The sequence below is a fragment of the Caulobacter sp. DWR3-1-2 genome (assembly GCF_049896225.1).
In the GTDB taxonomy this organism is placed as follows: domain Bacteria; phylum Pseudomonadota; class Alphaproteobacteria; order Caulobacterales; family Caulobacteraceae; genus Caulobacter.
The window spans coordinates 1-20,942 of the sequence record NZ_JAFCTW010000003.1; the positions used below are offsets into that span (position 1 = coordinate 1).

At 66.0% G+C, this 20,942-nt stretch carries 25 protein-coding genes and 2 pseudogenes; 20 read left to right on the top strand and 7 right to left on the bottom strand.

All coding sequences use genetic code 11. The annotated features are described in order from the left end of the window. Positions 1-97: pseudogene (locus ACP696_RS04550) on the top strand (IS5/IS1182 family transposase); the annotation flags it as partial. Between the two features lie 85 nt (positions 98-182). On the opposite strand, the gene ACP696_RS04555 reads toward ACP696_RS04550, so the two are convergent. Continuing rightward, positions 183-356 (bottom strand): hypothetical protein, encoded by a 174-nt coding sequence (locus tag ACP696_RS04555; RefSeq protein WP_426043510.1) that lies wholly within the window; start codon positions 354-356, stop codon positions 183-185. Positions 357-409: 53 nt separating this feature from the next. On the opposite strand from ACP696_RS04555, the gene ACP696_RS04560 reads away from it, so the two are divergent. The 8 genes from ACP696_RS04560 (at position 410) to ACP696_RS04595 (ending at position 8,078) form a co-directional block, all read left to right on the top strand. Next, on the top strand, positions 410-595 hold the full coding sequence (locus ACP696_RS04560; RefSeq protein ID WP_426014968.1) for a helix-turn-helix transcriptional regulator: 186 nt from the start codon (positions 410-412) through the stop codon (positions 593-595). Positions 596-790: 195 nt separating this feature from the next. Next, positions 791-2,623: a copper resistance system multicopper oxidase gene (locus ACP696_RS04565; RefSeq protein WP_426014970.1), complete on the top strand. Its 1,833-nt coding sequence runs from the start codon at positions 791-793 to the stop codon at positions 2,621-2,623. Beyond that, positions 2,620-3,816, top strand: coding sequence for a copper resistance protein B (locus ACP696_RS04570; protein ID WP_426014972.1), 1,197 nt, complete (start codon positions 2,620-2,622; stop codon positions 3,814-3,816). Before ACP696_RS04565 ends, ACP696_RS04570 begins: the two co-directional genes overlap by 4 nt. A 341-nt stretch (positions 3,817-4,157) precedes the next feature. Next, positions 4,158-4,769 (top strand): c-type cytochrome, encoded by a 612-nt coding sequence (locus ACP696_RS04575; RefSeq protein ID WP_426014974.1) that lies wholly within the window; start codon positions 4,158-4,160, stop codon positions 4,767-4,769. A gap of 140 nt (positions 4,770-4,909) precedes the next feature. Then, complete coding sequence (copC, locus tag ACP696_RS04580) at positions 4,910-5,278, top strand: copper homeostasis periplasmic binding protein CopC (protein WP_426014976.1); 369 nt, start codon at positions 4,910-4,912, stop codon at positions 5,276-5,278. 4 nt (positions 5,279-5,282) lie between these two features. Next, positions 5,283-6,200: a copper homeostasis membrane protein CopD gene (gene copD / locus ACP696_RS04585; protein ID WP_426014978.1), complete on the top strand. Its 918-nt coding sequence runs from the start codon at positions 5,283-5,285 to the stop codon at positions 6,198-6,200. A 119-nt stretch (positions 6,201-6,319) separates the two neighbouring features. Continuing rightward, entirely contained in the window at positions 6,320-7,420 is a 1,101-nt protein-coding gene (locus tag ACP696_RS04590; protein ID WP_426014979.1) for an acyltransferase family protein, read from the top strand. Positions 7,421-7,607: 187 nt separating this feature from the next. Then, positions 7,608-8,078, top strand: a complete 471-nt coding sequence (locus ACP696_RS04595; RefSeq protein WP_426014980.1) for a hypothetical protein — start codon at positions 7,608-7,610, stop codon at positions 8,076-8,078. Between the two features lie 39 nt (positions 8,079-8,117). Here the strand turns inward: ACP696_RS04595 and ACP696_RS04600 are convergent, their stop codons facing one another. Then, positions 8,118-8,315, bottom strand: a complete 198-nt coding sequence (locus tag ACP696_RS04600; protein ID WP_426014982.1) for a heavy-metal-associated domain-containing protein — start codon at positions 8,313-8,315, stop codon at positions 8,118-8,120. A 172-nt stretch (positions 8,316-8,487) separates the two neighbouring features. Here ACP696_RS04600 and ACP696_RS04605 point away from each other — a divergent pair, with 172 nt between their 5' ends. Then, complete coding sequence (locus ACP696_RS04605; RefSeq protein ID WP_426014984.1) at positions 8,488-8,829, top strand: copper-binding protein; 342 nt, start codon at positions 8,488-8,490, stop codon at positions 8,827-8,829. A gap of 90 nt (positions 8,830-8,919) precedes the next feature. Here the strand turns inward: ACP696_RS04605 and ACP696_RS04610 are convergent, their stop codons facing one another. The 3 genes from ACP696_RS04610 to ACP696_RS04620 are packed head-to-tail and all read right to left on the bottom strand — an operon-like array spanning position 8,920 to position 12,199. Continuing rightward, entirely contained in the window at positions 8,920-9,285 is a 366-nt protein-coding gene (locus tag ACP696_RS04610) for a hypothetical protein (RefSeq protein WP_426014986.1), read from the bottom strand. Continuing rightward, positions 9,282-9,713: a Cu(I)-responsive transcriptional regulator gene (gene cueR, locus ACP696_RS04615; RefSeq protein WP_426014987.1), complete on the bottom strand. Its 432-nt coding sequence runs from the start codon at positions 9,711-9,713 to the stop codon at positions 9,282-9,284. Before cueR ends, ACP696_RS04610 begins: the two co-directional genes overlap by 4 nt. After that, a complete protein-coding gene (locus tag ACP696_RS04620; RefSeq protein WP_426014989.1) occupies positions 9,710-12,199 on the bottom strand; it encodes a heavy metal translocating P-type ATPase in 2,490 nt (829 codons plus the stop codon). Before ACP696_RS04620 ends, cueR begins: the two co-directional genes overlap by 4 nt. A 323-nt stretch (positions 12,200-12,522) precedes the next feature. Between ACP696_RS04620 and ACP696_RS04625 the strand changes: the two genes are divergently transcribed. The 4 genes from ACP696_RS04625 (at position 12,523) to ACP696_RS04640 (ending at position 14,456) form a co-directional block, all read left to right on the top strand. Next, positions 12,523-12,915: a DUF305 domain-containing protein gene (locus ACP696_RS04625; RefSeq protein ID WP_426014990.1), complete on the top strand. Its 393-nt coding sequence runs from the start codon at positions 12,523-12,525 to the stop codon at positions 12,913-12,915. Between the two features lie 238 nt (positions 12,916-13,153). Next, a complete protein-coding gene (locus ACP696_RS04630; RefSeq protein WP_426014991.1) occupies positions 13,154-13,447 on the top strand; it encodes a hypothetical protein in 294 nt (97 codons plus the stop codon). Next, positions 13,444-13,884 (top strand): Spy/CpxP family protein refolding chaperone, encoded by a 441-nt coding sequence (locus ACP696_RS04635; RefSeq protein ID WP_426014993.1) that lies wholly within the window; start codon positions 13,444-13,446, stop codon positions 13,882-13,884. The genes ACP696_RS04630 and ACP696_RS04635 overlap by 4 nt, the downstream gene beginning before the upstream one ends. Next, positions 13,881-14,456 carry an RNA polymerase sigma factor gene (locus tag ACP696_RS04640; RefSeq protein ID WP_426014995.1) on the top strand — a complete coding sequence of 192 codons (576 nt, stop codon included), beginning with the start codon at positions 13,881-13,883 and terminating at the stop codon, positions 14,454-14,456. Before ACP696_RS04635 ends, ACP696_RS04640 begins: the two co-directional genes overlap by 4 nt. 404 nt (positions 14,457-14,860) lie before the next feature. Here ACP696_RS04640 and ACP696_RS04645 read toward each other — a convergent pair whose 3' ends face one another. Next, positions 14,861-15,802 carry a class I SAM-dependent methyltransferase gene (locus tag ACP696_RS04645; protein ID WP_426014997.1) on the bottom strand — a complete coding sequence of 314 codons (942 nt, stop codon included), beginning with the start codon at positions 15,800-15,802 and terminating at the stop codon, positions 14,861-14,863. Between the two features lie 191 nt (positions 15,803-15,993). Between ACP696_RS04645 and ACP696_RS04650 the strand changes: the two genes are divergently transcribed. The 4 genes and pseudogenes from ACP696_RS04650 to ACP696_RS04665 form a co-directional block, all read left to right on the top strand. Continuing rightward, positions 15,994-16,557 (top strand): TetR/AcrR family transcriptional regulator, encoded by a 564-nt coding sequence (locus ACP696_RS04650; protein WP_426014998.1) that lies wholly within the window; start codon positions 15,994-15,996, stop codon positions 16,555-16,557. A 75-nt stretch (positions 16,558-16,632) separates the two neighbouring features. Beyond that, on the top strand, positions 16,633-16,908 hold the full coding sequence (locus tag ACP696_RS04655; protein ID WP_426015000.1) for a metal-sensing transcriptional repressor: 276 nt from the start codon (positions 16,633-16,635) through the stop codon (positions 16,906-16,908). A 7-nt stretch (positions 16,909-16,915) separates the two neighbouring features. Beyond that, positions 16,916-18,067, top strand: coding sequence for a nickel/cobalt efflux transporter (locus ACP696_RS04660; protein ID WP_426015002.1), 1,152 nt, complete (start codon positions 16,916-16,918; stop codon positions 18,065-18,067). A gap of 363 nt (positions 18,068-18,430) precedes the next feature. After that, positions 18,431-18,901 (top strand): annotated as a pseudogene (locus ACP696_RS04665) (histidinol dehydrogenase); the annotation flags it as partial. An 892-nt stretch (positions 18,902-19,793) separates the two neighbouring features. Here ACP696_RS04665 and ACP696_RS04670 read toward each other — a convergent pair. Continuing rightward, positions 19,794-19,934 carry a hypothetical protein gene (locus ACP696_RS04670; RefSeq protein WP_426015003.1) on the bottom strand — a complete coding sequence of 47 codons (141 nt, stop codon included), beginning with the start codon at positions 19,932-19,934 and terminating at the stop codon, positions 19,794-19,796. Between the two features lie 185 nt (positions 19,935-20,119). Here ACP696_RS04670 and ACP696_RS04675 point away from each other — a divergent pair, with 185 nt between their 5' ends. Then, the gene (locus ACP696_RS04675; RefSeq protein ID WP_426015005.1) at positions 20,120-20,554 is read left to right on the top strand and encodes a hypothetical protein; all 435 of its coding nucleotides are present in this window, start codon (positions 20,120-20,122) and stop codon (positions 20,552-20,554) included. Continuing rightward, positions 20,551-20,910: an efflux RND transporter permease subunit gene (locus tag ACP696_RS04680; protein WP_426015007.1), complete on the top strand. Its 360-nt coding sequence runs from the start codon at positions 20,551-20,553 to the stop codon at positions 20,908-20,910. Before ACP696_RS04675 ends, ACP696_RS04680 begins: the two co-directional genes overlap by 4 nt. Positions 20,911-20,942: the final 32 nt, after the last annotated feature.

Here is a 20,942-nt window from a genome sequence, read left to right on the forward strand (position 1 = left end):
CAAGCAGTTCCGCCGCATCGCAACCCGGTACGACAAGCTTGCAACCACCTTCATGGGCTTCGTAACCCTCGCCGCCATCATGCTATGGCTCAAATAGCTAAATCGTCACTACGGCCTAGAGCATTTCCCGACCTGACTGCGTCAGGCCGTGAGCTTAATCTTCTGTTTTGACGCATTTTTCTTCACGCGAACCGAAACCACTTCGCTCGAAAAATGCTGCAATTGGCGGTCGGTATGAGGGTGCCTTCCATGATGCGCCTGCGCCGGGTCGCGTTGGTCTGGCGCTCGAGCATGTCCAAGCCGCCCGAGATCACCATCAGCAGGTTGTTGAAGTCATGCGCGACGCCGCCCGTCAACTGGTCGATCGCCTCGATCTTCTGGGCTTGTCGAAGCGTCTCCTCAGACCGGTATGTCGCGCCACTTCAAATTTCCCCGCCGGTTTTCGCTGACCCGCCGCTGCGTCGTTTGGGGTCTTGGCGAGATCGAAGCCTGGCTGGCGCAGCGCAAGCACGCCGCCCAAGACCCGTCGGCCAACCCCGCCGAAGGTCCCGATGTCCGGATCCGGCGGACGCGGCCGGTGCGGCGGCCTCGATAGGCGATCCTGCCCTCGTCCCGAGCGCCCAAGTCGAACGATATTCGGCGTCGGCCCAGCGCCGCGCTGTCTCACGCGTTGTGCAATGAGACAAAAATTGGTCGGGGCGCCGAGGGCTAAGACAACCTCGGCACGTATTGCTCAGGACGAGATTGCTCTTGCAGCGTCTTGATCACCAATCGTGCAGGATCGTGAACGATGAAGCAGTTTGACCGCCGGCAGCTCCTGCGGGGCGTAGCCGTCATCGGAGGAGGCTTGGCGACGGCCAGCCTCCTCCCGACCTGGGCGCAGAGCGCGACGCCGGGCCTGGTCTCGACCCTGCCCACGGTGTCCGGGCAGGACATCAAACTGACCATCGGCCATTCCGAGGTAACGATCGATGGCAAGATGAGCCACGCGGTGACCATCAACGGCACGGTGCCCGGGCCCCTGATCCGCCTGAAGGAAGGCCAGACCGTCCGGCTCTCGGTGACCAACACCCTGGACGAGGAGACCTCGATCCACTGGCACGGGCTGCTCGTGCCGTTCCAGATGGACGGCGTGCCGGGGGTCAGCTTCCCCGGCATTCCGCCCGGCGAAACCTTCGTCTACCAATTCCCGGTCAAGCAGTCGGGCACTTACTGGTATCATAGCCATTCGGGCTTGCAGGAGGCCGAGGGCCACTACGGACCGCTCGTCATCGAGCCGGCCGAGCCCGATCCGATTGCCTATGATCGGGAGCATGTGATCGTGCTCTCCGATTTCAGCTTCATGCACCCCCATCTGATCTTTAAGCGCATGAAGCAGCAGGCCGGGGTGTTCAACTACCAGAAACAGACCCTCGCCAGCCTGATGGCCGGCAAGGACCAGACGCTCCGGGAACGGATGGACTGGGCCAAGATGCGGATGGACCCCACGGACATTTCCGACGTCACCGGCGCGGTCATGACCTTCCTGGTCAACGGCCATGGCCCGGCCGACAACTGGACCGGCCTGTTCACGCCGGGCGAGCGCGTGCGCCTGCGGTTCATCAACACCGCCGCCCAGATGATGTTCAACGTGCGGATTCCGGGGTTGAAGCTAACCGTGGTGGCGGCCGACGGCCAGACCGTGAAACCGGTCGAAGTCGACGAGTTCCAGATCGGCAACGCCGAGACCTACGACGTCATCGTCCAACCCACCGAAAACAAGGCCTTCACCTTGGTGGCCGAGGCGGTCGACCGCTCCGGCATGGCGCGCGCCACCCTGGCCCCACGGGCGGGCATGGTCGCGCCCGTTCCTCTGCTGCGCGAGCGGCCGCTGGCCACGATGAAGGACATGGGCATGGACATGGGAAACATGGACATGGGCGGCATGGACATGAGCAGCCCAGGCGCGATGCAGGGCATGGATCACGCCGCCATGGGTCACGACATGGCGGCCATGAGCCCGCCGCCTGGCATGGCCGCGCCCAAACCGCGCGGCTCGGACGCCATGGGCGACATGGGCGGCATGAAGATGTCGATGCGCGACGGCGCCAATGCGCCGCAGATCAAGCTGGGCCCAGGGGTTCAGACGATCGCGCCAATGCCGATGGATCGCACCGGGGAGCCGGGCCAGGGCCTGGAAAGCGTCGGCCATCGGGTGTTGGTTTATAAGGATCTCATCGCCCTGACGCCAAACCCGGACGTGCGCGCGCCAACCCGCGCCCTGGAAATCCGGCTGACCGGCAATATGGAACGCTTCATGTGGGGGTTCGATGGCCAGAAGTTCAGCGAAACCACCAAGCCCTACGCCTTCGAAAAGGGCGAACGGGTCAGGGTGACGCTGGTCAATGACACCATGATGGCCCACCCCATTCACCTGCACGGCCACTTCTTCGAACTGACCCACGCGCCGGTCGGCTTTGGCCCTCGAAAGCACACGGTCATCGTGCTGCCTGGAGGCAAGGTGTCCTGGGACTTCACCGCCGATCCGGGCGACTGGGCATTCCACTGCCACATGCTCTACCACATGCACGCGGGCATGTTTCAGGTGTTCAGCGTGCGGCCTCTCGAAGGAGCCGCAGCATGAAGCCCGCCGCTTTGATCAGTCTTTTGCCGTTGATGCTGGGCGCGCCCGTCCTGGCCCAAACCATGGACCATTCGATGATGCCGGGCATGCAGATGCCCGCGCCCTCGGCTAAGCCTGCAGCCAAGAACCCGCCAGCCACGAAGCCAGCCGTCAAAAAGAAAGCCGCCCGCAAGAAGGCGGCGGCGAAACCGATGACGGCCAACCCCGCCGCCAAGCCCGCCACGGACGTGATGGCAACGCCGTCGACGGCTAGCAGCGCAGCCGTGGACCCGCACGCAGGCCACGATATGGGCGCGATGACCATGCCCGCCACCTCGGCCGGCCAGGACATGGGCGCGATGCCGATGCCCGCAACCTCCGTCGACCCGCATGCGGGTCACGACATGGGCTCAATGGCCATGCCGGGGATGAGCAAGGACCAGGCCACGGGCTCGATGACTGACATGGGCGAAATTCCCGACACACCGGCGCCGCCCGCGCCCACCGACCATGCAGCCGACAAGGTTTTCGATCCCGCCGGCATGGCCAGGGCGCGCGCGCAGTTGCGCAAGGAACACGGCGGCGGCGTCACCTCCATGGTGATGGCCAACATCGCTGAATGGGCGCCGCGATCGGGCGGGGACAGCTACCGCTGGGAGGGCGAAGCCTGGTTCGGCGGCGACATCAACCGCCTGACGTTCAAATCGGAAGGTGAAGGCGTCAGTGGCGATGGGTTGGACCGCGCCGAGCTTCAAGCCCTCTATTCGCGCAGCGTCGGGCCGTACTTCAATCTCCAGGCCGGCGTACGCCATGATTTCGAGCCCAGGCCTTCGCGGACCTATGCGACGATCGGTTTCGAAGGCCTTGCGCCCTATTGGTTCGAGGTCAGCGGCGCGGCGTTCCTGTCCAACAAAGGCGACATCTCGGCGCGTTTCGAAGGCTATTACGATCAGCGCCTAACCCAGCGCCTGATCCTCCAGCCGCGCGCCGAACTCAATCTCGCCGCTTCGAACGATCGAGCGACGGGCGTCGGCTCTGGCTTGTCGGACGTCGAGCTTGGCCTGCGCCTGCGATACGAGATCCGTCGCGAGTTCGCGCCCTACATCGGCGTCACCTATGACCGCAAGTTCGGCAAGACCGCCGACTACGCGCGCGCCGGCGGCGAGGATGTCGAAGACGTCCGTCTGGTGCTCGGCCTCCGCGCCTGGTTCTAGGATTACCTCAAGGCCTCGTGGATTGGAGATTCCAATGAAACATTCCAGGTCGCTCTTGGCTGCGGCTTTGCTTCTCGCGGCCAGCGCACCGAGAGCAGCATGACCGGGACCTGTAACGGCAAGCCGGTGGACAGGCTGCCGGCTGAAACCATGGTGCTTCGGCATGGCCCCGGGGGATGGAAGATCGTTCACATCCATTGGTCCTCGCACGCCGCCAAGCCGAAATAGTTGGAAGCCGCCTCAGTGACGCCGAGGGATGGCCGGCAGCGGGCGCGTAGACGTACCGAGGATCAAATTCAAGATTGACGTCTTGGGCGTCGATCGGTTTGGGGCACCAAACAATGACCGAGAAAAAGCCTCTCGATTTCAAGCGGCACTTTCCGAGCCTGCCCTTTGTCGCGGTGGTGGCGCTGCTGGTCGGCGGAATCGTTGGGGCGGGTCTCTATGCCGGACTCTACAACATCGGCGCTGACATTCCGCACGCCAAGCCGACCTATTGGATGATCCAGAACCTTCGCGATCGCTCCATCGCCGTGCGCGCCGGAAACATCCAGGTCCCGGTCGATCTCAACGATCCCAAACGCATCGCCATCGGCGCGGGCCTCTACACCGGGATGTGCAGCGGCTGCCATCTGGGACCAGGGCTGGAAAAGACCGAGATCAGCCAGGGTCTCTACCCGCAAGCGCCCGAACTCTTCCGCACCTTGGGTCACACCCCGGCTCAGGAGTTCTGGATGATCAAGCATGGGGTGAAGATGACCGCCATGCCGGCATGGGGCCGCACGCACAGCGACGATCTGATGTGGGACATGGTGGCCTTCGTGCGGCAACTGCCCTCGATGTCTCCCGAGCAGTACCAGGCGGCCATCAAGAGCGCTCCGGAAGATCACGACGCGATGATGCGTGACATGCCTGGGATGGCGAACATGCCGATGCCGGCCGAAAAGCCATAGGTAAAGGGGCGACGCGCGGCTTCGCCCGCCGTGGCTAGCCGATTTTGCGTTCGAGAATTCTCGCGCCGCGGCGAGGGCTTCGACGACAGCGGCGCGTATCATCAGCAGCGACCGGGGCGTCGCTTCCCGGAGAACTCGTCATGACCACCAAGACCACCTCGGACCTGCTAGCGACCATCGCCGCCAGCGCCATGCTCCTGGGCGCATCCCAGGCGCTCGCCCACGCCAAGCTGGTGACCGCCAATCCCGCGCCGAACGCCACGGTCGCCGCCCCAAAGGCGCTGAACCTGAAGTTCAACGAGAAGCTGGAGCCGAAATTCTCCGGCTTCGAGGTCGCCAACGCCGCCGGCGCCGCTGTCTCCGTCAAAACCAAGGTCGCAGCGGACGGCAGGGGCCTGGACGGCGCCTTGGCCGGCCCTTTGGCGCCTGGCGCCTATAAGGTCACCTGGCACGCGGTCACGGCCGATGCGCACCGCATGAACGGCGCCTACACCTTCACGGTGCGCTAGAACCATGATCGAACTGGCCGTCGTTCTGTCGCGTCTGGTCCAGTACATCGGAGCGGCGGTTCTGTTCGGATCGCCGCTCTTTTGTCTCTATGGCCTGGCCAGCGGAGGGCTCGCGGGGACCTGGCAGCGGCGCCTCGCCCTGTTCGGCGGCGTGATCGTGGTGGTCGGATCGGCTCTGGCGCTGCTGGCCCAGACCGCGATGATGGCCGGAAGCGCGGCCGACGCCTTCGTCCCAGCCACCCTGACCATGGTCGCCACCGGCACGCAATTTGGCCTGTCGCTGGTAGTCCGCCTGGCCGCAGGTCTTGTCGCGGTCATCGTCGTCGTGACCACTCGGCCTTCACCGCCGCTCTGGTGGGCGGCTTCGGGCCTGGGCGCCGTCGCCCTTGGCAGTTTCGCCTGGAGCGGACATGGCGCCGACGGCGCCGGGGTCATTGGCGCCTTCAAGCTTCTCGCCGACATTGTTCACCTGTTGGCGGCCGGCCTCTGGCTTGGCGCCCTGGCGGCGCTGGCCGCCCTGGTCTTTGGCGCGCGGGCGACGACCGAGGCGCAGCTGCGTCAATTGCACCAAGCGCTTGAGGGGTTTTCCGGCGTTGGCTCCCTGGTGGTCGCCCTGCTGGTGCTGACCGGCTTGGTCAATGTCTGGTTTCTCGTCGGACCGAGCCGATTTGGCTCAGCGGCCTCGACGGTTTGGGGCGAGGCGCTCGTAGCCAAGATCGTCGTGTTCGGCTTGATGCTCAGCTTGGCCGCGCTCAACCGTTTCATGCTGACGCCGCGACTGCGGCGGGACATGGCGAGCGGCAGGACGAGTTCCGCGCTCGCCGCCCTGCAGCGCAGCCTGGCGCTGGAGTCCGCCGCAGGATTCACCGTGCTGGCGCTGGTGAGCTGGCTGGGTACGCTGGTCCCGCCCGCCGCGCTGTAGAAACCTTCCCATGATGGATAAGGTCTTGAAACCGAAGGCGATTTGCGAGCCGTTAGGATATCGCGCGCTAGTCTTTCGACGATCATCGGCCTTGGGCCGCGACACCGGGCGATAAGACCATGCCGCTGAACCTCAAATCCCTCACCAGTCTTAGGTTCTTCGCCGCCATGTGGGTTGTGGCCTATCATTTCTGGCCCAATCTTGGCTTGCCCATGCCCGCCGTGGTCGCCAAGGGCTATCTGGGCGTGGAGCTGTTCTTCGTGCTGTCCGGGTTCATCCTTTGCCACGTCTATCTGGAGGGCTTTGGCCAAGGCCGGTTTAACTATCGCGCGTTCCTCTGGGCGCGCTTGGCGCGGATCTATCCGGTTCACCTGGCGGTGCTGCTGGGCTTGATGCTGCTGATCGCGGCGGCCGCTCTGGTCGGGATTTCGGCCGGCGATAAAATGCTTGTCTGGTCCTCCCTGCCGGCCCAACTGACCCTCACCCAGGCTTGGGGCTTGTCGCCCCTGGGCGGTTGGAACCATCCCTCCTGGTCAATCTCGGCTGAATGGTTCGCCTATCTGACCTTCCCGATCTTCGCTTTCGTAGCCTGGCGTTTGGTCAATCGCCCAAGGATGGCCCTGGTCTTGGCGCTGGGCCTGGTCGTCGCGCTCAATATCGGTTTCCAGCACGCCGCTGGCTTCTCCCTGACGCAGGCGACCATCCTGTGGGGCGCCTTGCGGATCGTGCCTTGCTTCGCGCTCGGCTGCGCCGTCTGGCTGTCCTGGCGCGCCGATCTGATCGGCGGCAAGGTCGCGGGTCTGGGCCTTGCCCTCGTGGCACTGGTCGGCGTTGTGGCCGCAGCGCTTCTGCACGCCCCCGACTATGTCGCGGTGGCGCTGTTTGGCGCCCTGATCTTGGGCCTCGCGGCGATCTCCACCTCAGGGTCGTCCTTCCTGGCCCAGCCCCTGCTGGTCTATCTCGGCGAGGTCAGCTTCGCGGTCTACATGGTCTGCATCCCGTGGGAGTCGGTGTTCACCCAGGGACTGGGCAAGGTCTTGGCCCTAGAGGCGGAACACATGCCCATCACCCTGTGGCTGGCTCTCTATATCGGGGTCATTCCCGTGGCCATGGTGCTGCACCATGCTGTCGAGCGGCCGATGCGCACGTTGATGCGCCGCCATGGTCCGCCGTTTGGCCGCGTCGAGGCCGCGCCGGCCCCCGCACCGGCCAATGCCTGATGACGCCGATCCGCGATCAGCCTGGTTCGTTAGGGTGAGCCGCAGTGATCTGTAGCCTGCGCAAAGCGAAACCCCTTGCGTTGTAGGCTCGACATGAACAGCGGCTGACGGCCGCTCTCATCCCACGCTCAGGGGCAGGTGATCTACTGGTGACGCGCTTTAAGGCGTTTCAGCAATGGATAGGTAGATGAAAAAGCTCTTTGGTGTTCTGCTGATGGCAGCCGCAATCGGCGCTGTCTCCAGTCCCGCCCTGGCCCACCCCGACGACGATGACAACGACAACGACGCTTACAGCCAGTATCTTGGCGGCTACCAGAACTTCGACGCCCTCTATCGGCATGACATCGAAGGCATACAACACAGCTTGAGCGACGGCTCCTATAGCCGAAGCGAGGCCCGCGATTTCGTCGTGCAACTGCGCGGCATCCGCCAACGCGAAGCCTATTTCCGCTCCCGAGACGGCTGGCTGAGCCCTCAGGAGGGTCGCGACATCCAGTTACGCTTAAAACGCTTGCACGAGGTGATGCACGAGGCTCACGAGGACGGCCATATCGCGCAAGACGATTGGAACGAGAACGGTTCGGGGTATCGCCGCTACAATGGCTACAATGGCTACGATCAAGGCAGTGGCTATGGTGGCTACTATCGTCGGCACTAAGCCCGGCGGTGGGCGGACCGACGGGTCCGCCCACCGGCCCTAGGCCGGCGTCAACCGGTAACCCGCCGCCGCGACGGCGGCGCGGATGGCCTCGGAGCTCGCGTTGGTGTCGATCTCCAAGCCTTGGCCTGGCACGTCGGCGCGAACGACCGCGCCGGCGTCAACCCCCTGGACGGCTTTGGTGACGGTCGTGACGCAATGGCCGCAGGTCATGTTTTCGATGGTGTAGCGAAGCATTTGACTCTTCCTTGTTCGACTTCGCTGCAACAGATGGGGCTTCCCATCATGGCAAGGTCAAGGGGCCGCAAGCGGGAAATCACGGCTGAGGGATTGGCCTGGGCTGGCGCGTATCTTCGTGGTGCAGGACGGCCCTCCCCCGGCCGATCCGCTCCGCCAGGAGAAAAAATCAATGAAGATCTTCCTCGCCGCCGGCGCCTTGGCCCTGGCGCTCACCGGGCCTGCCCTGGCTCAAGCCGATATGAAAATGGGCGAGATGGCGGGCATGAAGCATGACGCTCCCGTCGCGGCCAAGACGGCCGATGGCCAAGGGGTAATCAAGGGCATCGACGCGGCTGGCGGCACGGTCACCCTGCAGCACCAGCCGATCCCGGCGCTGAAGTGGCCAGCCATGACCATGAAGTTCAAGGCCGCTCCCGCCCTTCTGAAGCCCTTCAAGGTCGGTCAGGCGGTCACCTTCAAGCTCAAGCCGATGGGCGCTTCGGCCGAAGTCGTGGCGATGTCTGCAAAGTAAGCTTCAAACCCGTTCGGCCGCTCATCATCGCGGCGGGCGAACGGGTCCGTTGACCTTCGCCGGCGACGAGGTCCGCGCGGGATCGACGACCTAGAGGTTGACGATTGCGGCCTTGGTCGGTTCACCGGCGGGCAGAAGGGTGAAGGCCAGGACCCAGTCGCCGGTGGTGGGCAAATCGGCTCTAAATCGCAGCAAGCCATAATCGAGCGACGGCTTGAAAAAGGCCGGAAGCCGCGCCGCGGCGCGCCCCGAGGCGGGGCTTAAGGTGGCGTTGCGCGCCGAGAGCGCGGGCATGATGCGTCCCGGCTCTACGGGGCTGACCTTCACCAGAATAGTTGTCGCCACCCAGCGAACCGGGCTCGGCGAAGCGGCCTCGAACCTGTAGTCGGCGGCCTGGACGGCGAGCGGCGCCGCGATCAGACAAACGCCCAACTGCAACACCGGCCGCCACCTCATCGAAAGCCCCGCGCCGGGGCCGGCTCGCGTCGGGGCGGTTGGCCGGAGCCAAGGTCGGCCAGGATCGGGCAGTCGGGCCGCTCGTCGCCCGCGCAGTCGCGCGACAACGCGCGCAATGTGTCGGCCATGGCCTGCATCTCCACGATCTTGGCCTCCAGGGTCTGGACATGCCCGTCCGCGATCGCTTTGACCTCGCGGCTGGGACGGACGCGGTCGCGCCACAGCGACAGCAGATGGGCGATCTCCTCGACCGAAAACCCGAGCGAACGCGCCCGACGGATAAACCGCAGCTCATTGACCTCGCGCTCGCTGAAGCTGCGATAGTTGCTGTCTGTGCGGCCAGCCGGCGTGATCAGTTTGATCTGCTCATAGTAGCGGATCATCTTGGCCGAGACCCCAGACGCCTTGGCCGCCTGCCCGATGTTCATGGGTGGGACATCCTTGGCTTGGCTGCGGGCAGAGGCGAGGTGAAGGCGCGCAGGCGCAGGGCGTTGAACAGCACGCTGACGCTGGACAAGGCCATCGCGCCGGCCGCCACCATCGGCGAGAGCGACAGGCCAAGGTCGGGCGCCAGCGCCCCCGCCGCCACCGGGATCAGGATCACATTGTAGCCAAAGGCCCAGACCAGATTCTGGCGGATGTTGCGCATGGTCGCGCGGCTGAGCGCCAGGGCGTTGACGACGCCGCGCAGGTCCCCGCCCATCAGCACGACGTCGGCGCTCTCGATGGCGATGTCGGTCCCTTGCCCCATGGCCAGGCCGACGTCGGCGCTGGCCAGGGCCGGCGCGTCGTTGACGCCATCGCCGACGAACGCCGTCGGGCCATACCGAGCGCGCAAGGCGGCGATCGCTTCGATCTTGCCCTGAGGCAGCACCTCGGCCACCACCTCGTCGATTCCCAGGATCCTGGCGACCGCGTCGGCGGTCCGCCGGTTGTCGCCGGTGATCATCGCCACCTTCAGGCCTTGGGCGTGCAGGGCGGCGATGGCGGCGGGCGCGGTGTCGCGAATGGGATCGGCCACCGCCAGGACCGCCGCCAGGCGCCCGTCGATCGCTACATAGAGCGGGCTCTCGCCGGCGTCGCCCAAACGGGCGGCTTCCTCGGCGAAGGGCTCGACGTCCAGCGCCAGGCGCAGCATGTAGCGATCCGCGCCGACCTCGACGCGGCGCCCCGCCACGATCCCTTGCGCGCCGAACCCCGGCGTCGAGGCAAAGTCACGCAACGCGCCAGGCGACACCCCTTCTGCCTTGGCCGCGCTGACGATGGCCTGAGCGATCGGATGCTCCGAGCGCGCCTCAACCGCCGCGGCCAGGCTCAAAACCTCGCCGCGGTCAAATCCGTCCGCGACGATCAGGTCGGTCAGTTCCGGACGCCCCTTGGTCAAGGTCCCGGTCTTGTCGAGCGCCACGACCTTCGCATCCTGCAGGGCCTGCAGGGCTTCGCCACGGCGGAACAGGACGCCCAGTTCGGCGGCCCTGCCGGTCCCGACCATGATCGAGGTCGGCGTGGCCAGGCCCATGGCGCACGGACAGGCGATGATCAGCACCGCCACCGCATGGACCAGCGCCAGGCCCAGGGCGGGCGGTGAGCCGAACGCCAGCCAGGCCAGGAAGGTCGCGACGGCCACGGCGATGACTGCGGGCACGAACCAGGCCGTGATCTTATCGACGAGGGCCTGGATCGGGAGTTTGGAGCCCTGCGCGGCCTGCACCATGCGCACGATCTGGGCCAGCAGGGTGTCGCCGCCGACCTTGGTGGCCTTGAACTGCAAGGCGCCGGTGGTGTTCACCGTGCCGCCGGCCACGCTCGCGCCGACCGTCTTTTCCACTGGGATCGGCTCGCCGGTAATCATCGCCTCATCGACGAACGAGATGCCTTCCTCGACGATCCCATCGACGGGGATCCGCTCGCCGGGACGGATCAGCACCAGGTCGCCGGGGACGACCTCGCCGATCGCGATCTCGACCGCCTGCCCGTCGCGTTCGACCCGCGCGGTCTTGGCTTGCAGGGTCATCAATCGCTTGATGGCCTGGCTCGTCGCGCCCTTGGCCCGGGCTTCGAACCAGCGCCCCACCAGGATCAAGGTGACGATGACGGCCGCGGCCTCGTAATAGACGCCGTCCGTGCCGGCCGGCAGCGCGCCGGGCGCGAAGGTGGCGACCAGCGAATAGGCGAAGGCGGCGCTCGCGCCGAGCACGACCAGGCTGTTCATGTCGGGTGTCAGGCGCAGCAGATTTGGAACGCCCTTGCGATAGAAGCGCAGGCCAGGCCCGAACAGGACGACGCCGGCCAGCATCAGGCTGATGAGCCTCCAGGCCTGTTCACCGAGCGTCGCGGCCAACAGATGGTGGGCCCCGGGAATGAAGTGACGGGCCATCTCGACCAGGAAGAGCGGCGAGGTGGTCACGGCGGCGATCACGACCGCACGCTTGAGGTAGGCGACCTCCGCCCCGCGCGCCTGGGCCTCCTCGTCGACGGCGTCGGCGCCGGCTTCTTGCGCCAGGCTTGCCGCGTACCCCGCCTCGGCGACCGCTCTGATCAGCGCGTCGGGATCAAGCGTTCCGCGCGCGCCGCTGACGCTGGCTCGCTCGGTGGCCAGATTGACCACGGCGCGCTCGACGCCAGCGACCTTGAGCATGGCTTTTTCGACACGCGAGACGCAGGACGCGCAGGTCATGCCGTCGATGCGAAGTTCGATCGTCTGCGGGGCGAGATCATAACCGGCCTGGCGGATCGCCGCGCCGATTGCGAGGGGATCGCCGCCTTCGACATGGACGCGTTGCGTCGCGAGATTGACGGTGGCGGCGCGCACGCCCGGCGTCGCCAAGACCGCCTGTTCGACCCGACGCACGCACGACGCGCAGGTCATTCCGAGCACGGGCAGGTCGAGTGTCTTGAGAATTTGGTCGGGCATCGGCGTTCTCCTCCTGTCGATGCCCGGCCTTTTGCGGCTTCCCATCATGGGAAGGTCAAGGCTTTGTCGGCGGTCTCGTCGGAAAATACGCGCGGACCCAAGCCTTCCCCTCATCGGAAGGTTTTCGCCTGACACAGAGACATTTCGCGAAACAAATGATGAGTCACGTCAATTTCAAGCCGTCATCGTTACAATGATTGGAACGTTGCTTGACCACACACCAATCTGAAAGACGCAACGAATACGCGTGACTGCTGTTCTAGTCGGGCGACGAGCGTCACTTCTGGCGCGCAAGGTCGTCAACAATCTGAAGGACAATAGAGATGCGCAAGATTTTGATCGCGGTGTGCGCAGTGAGCCTGATGAGCGCCGCCGGCGTCACGGGCGCTTCGGCTCAGTCCATGGCCGGGCACGACATGAAGGGCATGGACATGTCCAAGAGCGACATGAAGGGCCACGCCCAGATGGGCCGTGACGCCCTGAAGATGGACGAGATGCGAATGAGCAAGGCGATGATGGCGGCCAAGGCCTCCGACTTCGACGTGCTGTGGGCAAGGAAGATGATCGCACACCACCAAGGGGCCATCGATATGAGCCAATCGCTGCTCAAGCACGGCGGCGACGCAGACGCCAAACGCCTGGCGCAGATGACGATCGACGAGAACACCAAAGCCAAAGCCGATCTGGAGGCCTTTATTCGCAAGCACGGCGGCTAGAGCATTTCCCGACCTGACTGCGTCAGGCCGTGAGCTCTAATCTTCTGTTTTGACGCATTTTTCTTCACGCGAACCGGAACCACTTCGCTCGAAAAATGCTCTAGCGCCGCAGCTGGCGAAAACCGGCGTCGACGCGCTTGGCGTCGCGCGTCGTTTTCGCGCGCGGTCCATACTTGCGGGATAAAGGGGTTCTGCCGCGTATAGTCAGCGGGACACCTCCGGGGGCAAAGGACCGAACATGACTTTGAACATCGAGGATCTCATCGAGCGGCTGGCGGCCCAGCCGCTCGACCGTTCGTTGGAGGGTCTGGAATGGGACGTGGCGCGCGGCATCGCGCGCCGGAGCGCAGACCTGAAGACCGGAGCCGCCTTGGCGCCCGTCCGCGTCGCCTCGATCGGTCTGGCCCTGGCGATCGGCGTCACCGCCGGCGGCCTGGCGGCAGCCAGCACGGTGTCGGCTCCACAGCAGCTCAGCACCTTCTCGGTCTCGGCCCACCTCGCGCCATCGACGCTGATCGAGGGCTCCCGGTGAGCATCACTCGCGGCATCGTCCTGACGCTGGTGCTATCGACCCTGGCCGCCGCGATCGGCGCTTGGGGCGGTGGACAATATGTCGTTCGCCGTATGCAACACGCCACGCCACTGCACCAGATGGTGCACGAGAAGCTCGATCTGACCCCTGACCAGGAGCAGCGCATCGACCGGTTGGAGCGGCAGTACGCGGCAAGGCGCAAGGCGCTGGAAGCCGAGATGCGGGCCGCCAACGTCGAGTTGGCCCAAGCCATCCAGGAACAGCACAGCTATACGCCCAAGGTCCAGGCGGCGATCGATCGCTTCCACATGGCGATGGGCGCGTTGCAGAAGGAAAGCATCCAGCATGTGATCGCCATGCGCGCGTTGCTGACGCCGCAGCAAGCCGCGCGTTTCGACGATACGGTCGTCAAGAACCTCACCGAACAGGCGCAGTGACCGGAGGCGATCCAACCGATGAGGCGCTCGCGGCCCTTGCCGGGAGGGGGGACGAGCGCGCGTTCTCGCAACTGGTGGTTCGCCACAAGGAGAGCCTCTATCGACTGCTTCGCCGCTATACCGGTGACCGCGACGAGGCCTATGAGGCCGTCCATGAAACCTTCATCGCCGCCTGGGCCGCGCTAGGCCGATATGACGCGGCGAGGGCGTTCGGTCCCTGGCTTCGAACCATCGCCATCAACAAGGCCCGCGATCGCGGTCGGCGGATGGCCGTTCGCCGCTTCTTCTTCGGCGGCGGCGAGGACGATCTGGCCTCGGCGGTGGACCCGGGCTTGGCGGCCGACGATACACTGCAGCAACGCCAAGTGATGGAGCTGCTTGACCAGGCGGTGGCCCGGCTTCCCGAGGCCCTGAAGGCGCCGCTGCTGCTGACTGCCTTCGAGGGTCTGTCCCAACACGAGGCCGCCGCGATCCTCGGCGTCTCAGCCAAGTCGATCGAGACGCGGGTCTATCGCGCCCGCAAGGCGCTGGCCATGAGCCTCGACCCCGCTGTCCTCCGCATCGACGCCTAGTTTTTGAATGAGCACTGAGATGACCCGCGCCGAGGGGCCCAAGCTCATCGAAACCTGGTCTTCGCCTTCATCTACAATCAAGCGGGTGTCCCTATCGCGGCGGGCGCGCTCTATCCCATGTTCGGCTGGCTGCTTTCGCCGCAGATCGCCGCAGCGGCCACGGCCCTGTCGTCCGTCAGCGTGATCAGCAACGCCCTGCGGCTTCGAGTCGTGAAACTCTGAGCCGTCGTGGACAGGGTCAGGGCTCCGGGCGCAAACCCGCCAGGGTGACGGCGACGAGCCGTTGAACTGCGACTTTGGACGCAAGACGACTGGCGGCGGTCAGGGCGTGCAGGCAATAGATCGCTATTTAATCCGGCGCGACGTCGTCACGCAGCGCCGCTCCTCGCGCTTTCGATCCCCGACTACACCCGCGGCTTAGCCAACACGACGAACCAAGCGTGGTTGAGGACACCTTCGTCGAGAATCTCAAAGCCTGCGGCGGTCGCCAATCGCCGCCAGCCGGCCTTGGAGGTCAGAAGCAGCGACAGCACGTTGGCCACCGCGAACATTGACCAGCCTGGTGTCCAGACCGCCATCAAGAAACGGCCGCCCGGCTTGAGCACCCGGAGCGTTTCAGAGAGCGCGCGCGCCTTCTCGCGCCCCAAATGATCGTAGACGTGGGTGCTGACCGCGGCATCGAACGTAGCGTCGCCAAACGGCATCGCCGTCAGGTCGCCGATCTCAACCGCGACCTTGTCCAACAGGCCAGCCAAGCCCAGGTTCCTATCCAGCAAGGCACGACCCCCGTCGTCGATATAGGCCGCATCGAAACGATCCAGGCCGATCACCCGCCCAGCCTTCAATACGCGAGCCAGGGCGATGCTGGTGCGGCCGCTGCCGCAGCCGGCGTCCAGGACAAGGTCGTGGTCTCCCGAAAGAAGATCGACCATCGGCAGCACGACCTGATCGAGGCGCCGGAACCCTCTCATGATGGTGTTGCCCGCCACTAGCAGCACGGCCATCCCGACCAGCAAGAACGCGACCGGCCACAATCCCGGTAGGGTCAGGATCGCCAGGATCGCGCCAGCCAAGCAGACCAGGGCCGCGATGGCTAAGCCGTTCATCCAGCCCGGCCCCCAACCGAAATCAAAGGTCTCATCGCGCGGGGCGCTGGCCTTGCGGCGCGTCCAGCGACGCAGAAGGTCTCGCCCGCCGGACACGTAGAGCGAGGAGGCCAGCACCAGACCCCCGATCACGTGGAAGCCCGCCAGCAGAAGCAGGGAGCGGGAAATCACGGCAAGCGAGGGCGCGTAGAGAAAGAGGCCCGCGCCGGCGGCAACGCCTACCACGCCCATGATCCACATATGGCTATGGGCCGAGCGGCGGGAACGAGATGTATGGTGAGGCATGGCCTGGCTTTCCTGAGCTGCGATCGAAGGGGCGGTTGGCTGGGCCTTGCCGCGCCCGCCGCCGTCGCTAACCTCTAGCGGCCCGCGGCGAGCCTCCGCCCGGACAAGACCAGGGAGGCGTCCGGTTTCCGGACGAAGGGCCGCAGATGTCCGCCAACGCCAAAACTTCAATCGACCTGGCCGACAGCCGTCCCGTGCAGCGCACCAAAGCCGCGTTGTTCGACACCTTCCTTGGCCTGGTGCTGACCCGCCGCTACGACCGCATCACCGTGGCCGATATCATCGGCCCAGCCGGGATCGGCCGCTCGACCTTCTATGAACACTACCGATGCAAGGATGACCTGCTGAAGGAGGGCCTGGCGGGTCCGTTCGGCGTCCTAGCCGACACGGTTCTGGCCGGTCACGCCGACGATCCGCGCCTGGAGGAGACCCTGGCCCATTTCTGGGAGAACCGCCGGACTGGCAATGTCCTGTTCGCTGGCGCAACGAGGACCCTATTGACTCGCGCCTTGGCCGACCTGCTCGAACGGAGACTAGCGACGCGGCGCATTTTGTCATCGCTTCCGCCCGCCTTGCTGGCCGCCCAGATGGCGGGCGGCCAGATAGCGCTCCTCACCGCCTGGCTGTCGGGCTTGGCCCCTGCCAACCCGAAGTCGATCGCCGACGCGCTGCGCGCCTCCGCCAGAGCCGCTGTCCTAGACCTCCCTTGATCTCCCCTGGAGGCCACTCGGTCCGCAAAGCTGTCGATTGCCATATCCCCTCCTAGGGGATAGGACTCACCCGCCATGGCCCATGTCGTTCACGAAACCCATCCCGAGATCATCAATCGTCTCAAGCGCGCCGAAGGGCACCTGCGCAAGACGATCGCTATGATCGAGGCGGGCCGCACCTGCCTGGACCTGGCCCAGCAGCTGCACGCCATCGAAAAGGCCGTCGCCGCCGCCAAGAAGACCCTGATCCACGATCACATCGACCATTGTCTGGCTCACGCCGCCGTGGACGAGCCGCGCGACGCGGCCGCGGCGATGAACGAGCTCAAAACCATCACCAAATACCTCTGAGGCGCCGATGACTTCCCTCGCCGATCTTCTCGCTCAAGGCGCGGGGCACGCCTGGCTGTTCATTCCCTCGGCTCTGCTGTTGGGGGCGCTTCACGGCCTCGAGCCGGGCCACTCCAAGACGATGATGGCCGCCTTCATCGTCGCTGTACGGGGCACGGTGTGGCAGGCGATCCTGCTGGGCCTGTCGGCGACCGCCTCCCATACCCTGATCGTCTGGGTGATCGGTCTGGCGGGCCTCTATTTCGGGCGCAATCTGGATCTCGACACCGCCGAGCCCTGGTTCCAGCTGGCCTCGGCGGCGATCATTATCGCCGTGGCCCTATGGATGGTCTGGCGCACCTGGCGCGAAGGCCAGACGCAGGCCAACGAACATGACCATGACGACCACGACGATCACGGCGATGAGGACGAGGTCCGGCGGATCGACACCGGCCATGGTCTGGTCGCCTTGGCAATCTTCGAGGATGGCGCGCCACCCCGCTTCAGGGTCACCACCGAGCGCGGCCACGCACCGCGCGCCAGCGAACTGACCGTCACCACCACGCGCCCGGACGGCGCGGTGCAAACCTTCGCCTTCGTCGACAAGGGCGCCTTCCTGGAATCGTCCGATGCGATCCCCGAGCCGCATGCCTTCGAGGCGCGACTGTCGATCGCCCACGGCTCGCATGGCCACGACTTCGATGTCGTCTTCGCCGAGCATGACCACGGGCACGGGCACGGGCACGGGCACGACCATGGCCATGATCACGGCGGCCTGGACGTTTCGGACCCCGGTTACCAGGACGCCCACGAGCGTGCTCACGCCAACGACATCAAGAAGCGCTTCGCCGGCCGCGACGTGACCACGGGCCAGATCATCCTGTTCGGCCTCACCGGCGGCCTGATCCCCTGTCCGGCCGCGATCACGGTGCTGCTGCTGTGCCTGCAGCTCAAGCAGGTCGCTCTGGGGGCCACGCTGGTGCTGTGTTTCTCGATTGGCTTGGCCGTCACCATGGTCACCGTTGGGGTCGTGGCCGCCATCGGGGTGCGTCACGCCGAGAAGCGTTTCGCCGGATCGTTCGCGACCTTCGCCCGCCGGGCGCCCTACGCGTCAGGCGGGCTGATCACCATCGTCGGCCTGATCCTCGCCACTCAGGCGGTTCGCGCCATTTTCGCCTGACCCGGTGCCCTGCGGAACGATACGTCGGCCTGTGCTGCACAAGCCGACGCCGGGGCCGCGCACGAAAGTCGCGTGAGCGCGCGGGTGGGCGCCCTCGGCTGCGTAGAATCCAGCGTGAGGTTTAACGCTTGCCGCCTCGTGTGAAACGCACCGGGCCCGATCGTCGCCTTGGTTGCGGCGTGAGGTCGCCCGAACAATCCAGCGGGGATCGCCGCCTGGCGCGTTGAGCAAGCATCGACAGAGTGGAGATTTGCCGTGGTTCGACACTTGGCCCTCGATGACCCCGGTTTCCAGGCCGCTTTCGCCGCGCTGGTCGAGGAGCGTAGACAGACCTCACCGACCGTCGAAGCCAGGGTTTAAGAGATTCTCGGCCAGGTTCGGACCGAAGGCTTGCCGGCGCTGCTTCGCATCTCCCAACAACTCGACGGCGCGCGGATCGACGGCGCCGATCTTCGGGTCAGCGCCGAGGAAATCGCCGCCGGCGCGACCCAGTGCTCCCAGGAAGTCCGCGACGCCCTGGACCCGACCGCCCGCCGGATCGGCGACTATCACGCACGCCAGAGGCCGGCCGACGCCTGATTCAAGGACGAGGCCGGATTGGAACTGGGCTGGCGATGGACACCGCTTGACGCGGTCGGGATCTACGTACCCGGCGGGCGTGCGGCCTATCCGTCCAGCCTGCTGATGAACGCCGTCCCCGCCAAGATCGCCGGCGTTTCGCGCATCGCCATGACCACGCCGCCGGGCCACCTGTCGACGGCCGTGCTGGCGGCCGCGCAGATCGTCGGCGTTTCAGAGATCTGGCGCGTCGGCGGCGCCCAGGCCGTGGCCGCCTGTACGAGCCTGGGTGCCAGTCTCCTGACCGCGCCGCCTCCCCCGCCACGGCCGAAGGCGTGCCGCCGTCCGACATGCCCGCCCTGCAGGTCGCCCGCGCCGAACGCGAGGCCGCCAGCCGCCAGGCCAGCGTCGGGCGTCGCCGCGCCGGTCCCGACGTCACCGCCTCGTTCGGCGTCCGCCGTCTGAATGGCGACGACGCCACCACCGTGATGGCCAGCATGTCGGCGCCGTTCCCCTGTTCGACCAGAACCGCGACAATGTCGCCGCCGCTTCCGCCCGCGCCAACGCCGCCTCCGCCCGGTTCGAGGACACGCGCCTGCGGGCCGAAGCCGACTGGCGCTCGGCCCGCGCCCAGGCCGACGCCGCCGTCGGCCGCGTCGTCGCATAGAAACAGTCCGAGGCCGCCGCCCAGGAGGCCTATCGTCTCGGCCGCCTCGGCTACGAGTCCGGCAAGACCCCCCTCGTCGAGGTCCTGAGCGCCTAGCGCGCGCTGACCGACGCTCGCCGCACCACCCTTGATGCGCGTGTGGCGCGGGTTCGCGCCCAGGCCACCCTGGCCCGTCTGACCGGCCGCGCCTCCTTCGGAGAATAGGTCCATGGCAACCCCTTCCGCAGCCAGCCCGCGCGCCCTCATGCTTGGTGTCGCCGCCGTCGCCCTCCTCGGGGCCGGCTATGGTCTGGCCAAGCTGACCACCAAGCCGGCGCCAGCGCCGTAAGCCGCCGCCGCCGCCGCGCCCGAAGGCGCACCGTCCGAGGTCAAGGTCGAGGCGTCCTACCTCAAGGTCTCCAACATCAGCCTGCAGACCGTTACCGCCGGCGATTTCGGCGGCCAGGTCCAGGGCTCGGGCAGCGTGGTCGCCTCTCTCGGCGGCGAGGCGGTGTTGACCGCTCACGCCGCCGGCACGGTGGTGCGCGTCTTCAGGCGCTTGGGCGAACCGGCGCGGGCCGGCGAGACCCTGGCCCTGGTCGAGGGCCGCGAGACGGCGCTGGCCACGTCCATCCTCGCCCGCAGAAGCGCCTGTTCGAACAAGGCGTCACCGCCCGCCAGGATTACGAGACCGCCAAGGCCGAAGCCGAGGCGGCCGCAGCGTGGCGGTCGTCAGCCCGATCGGCGGCAAGATCACCGCAGCCACGGCCACCCTGGGCGCCTTCGTCTAGCTTGAAAGCGAGCTCTTCCGCGTCGCCGATGCGCGTGAGGTTCAGATCGAGGTGGCGGTGAGCCCGCAGGACGCCGCCCGCATCTTCCCAGGGGCAGTCGCCAGCGTGCGCAACGCCGCCGGTGTGGAGGTCGCCGCAACGGTCCGCTCCGTAACGCCGACCCTGAACCCCGAAACGCGCTCGGCAACGGTCGTGTTGTCAGGCGCCGGTGCGGGCTTGGTTCCTGGCGAAGCAGTACAGGCCCGGATCACCGCGAGAGGGTCTGGCCAGCCCGGCTTCATCCTGCCGGAAGAAGCCGTGCAATCACTCAAAGGCAGGGATGTGGTGTTCGTTCGCACCTCCACCGGCTTTGCGGTTCGTCCGGTCGTGGCGTCCACCCGCAGCGGTGGCCAGGCGCTGGTCGTCTCGGGCCTGAAGGTCGGCGAGCGCGTCGCCGCGCGCTACGCCTTCCTGCTGAAGGCCGAGATCGCCAAGGGCGATGAGGAAGAATGATCGACCGCATTCTCGCCTTTTCGGTCCGCGCACGATGGCTGGTCCTCGTGCTCGTCGCCATCATCTCGGCGTTCGGGGCCTGGCAGCTCTTCAAGCTGCCAATCGACGTCATCTCCGACATCACCAACAAGCAGGTGCAGATCAATACCGTCATTCCAAGGCTGGGACCGGTCGAGGTTGAAAAGCGCGTTACCTTCCAGATCAAGACCGCCTTGTCAGGCTTGGCCGGCGTGGAGAGCACCCGTTCGTTCTCGCGCAACGGCTTTAGTCAGGTGACAGCGGTCTTCAAGGAAAGCACCGACCTCTATTTCATGCACCAGCAGGCCTCCGAACGCCTAGAGCATTTCCCGACCTGACTGCGTCAGGCCGTGAGCTCTAATCTTCTGTT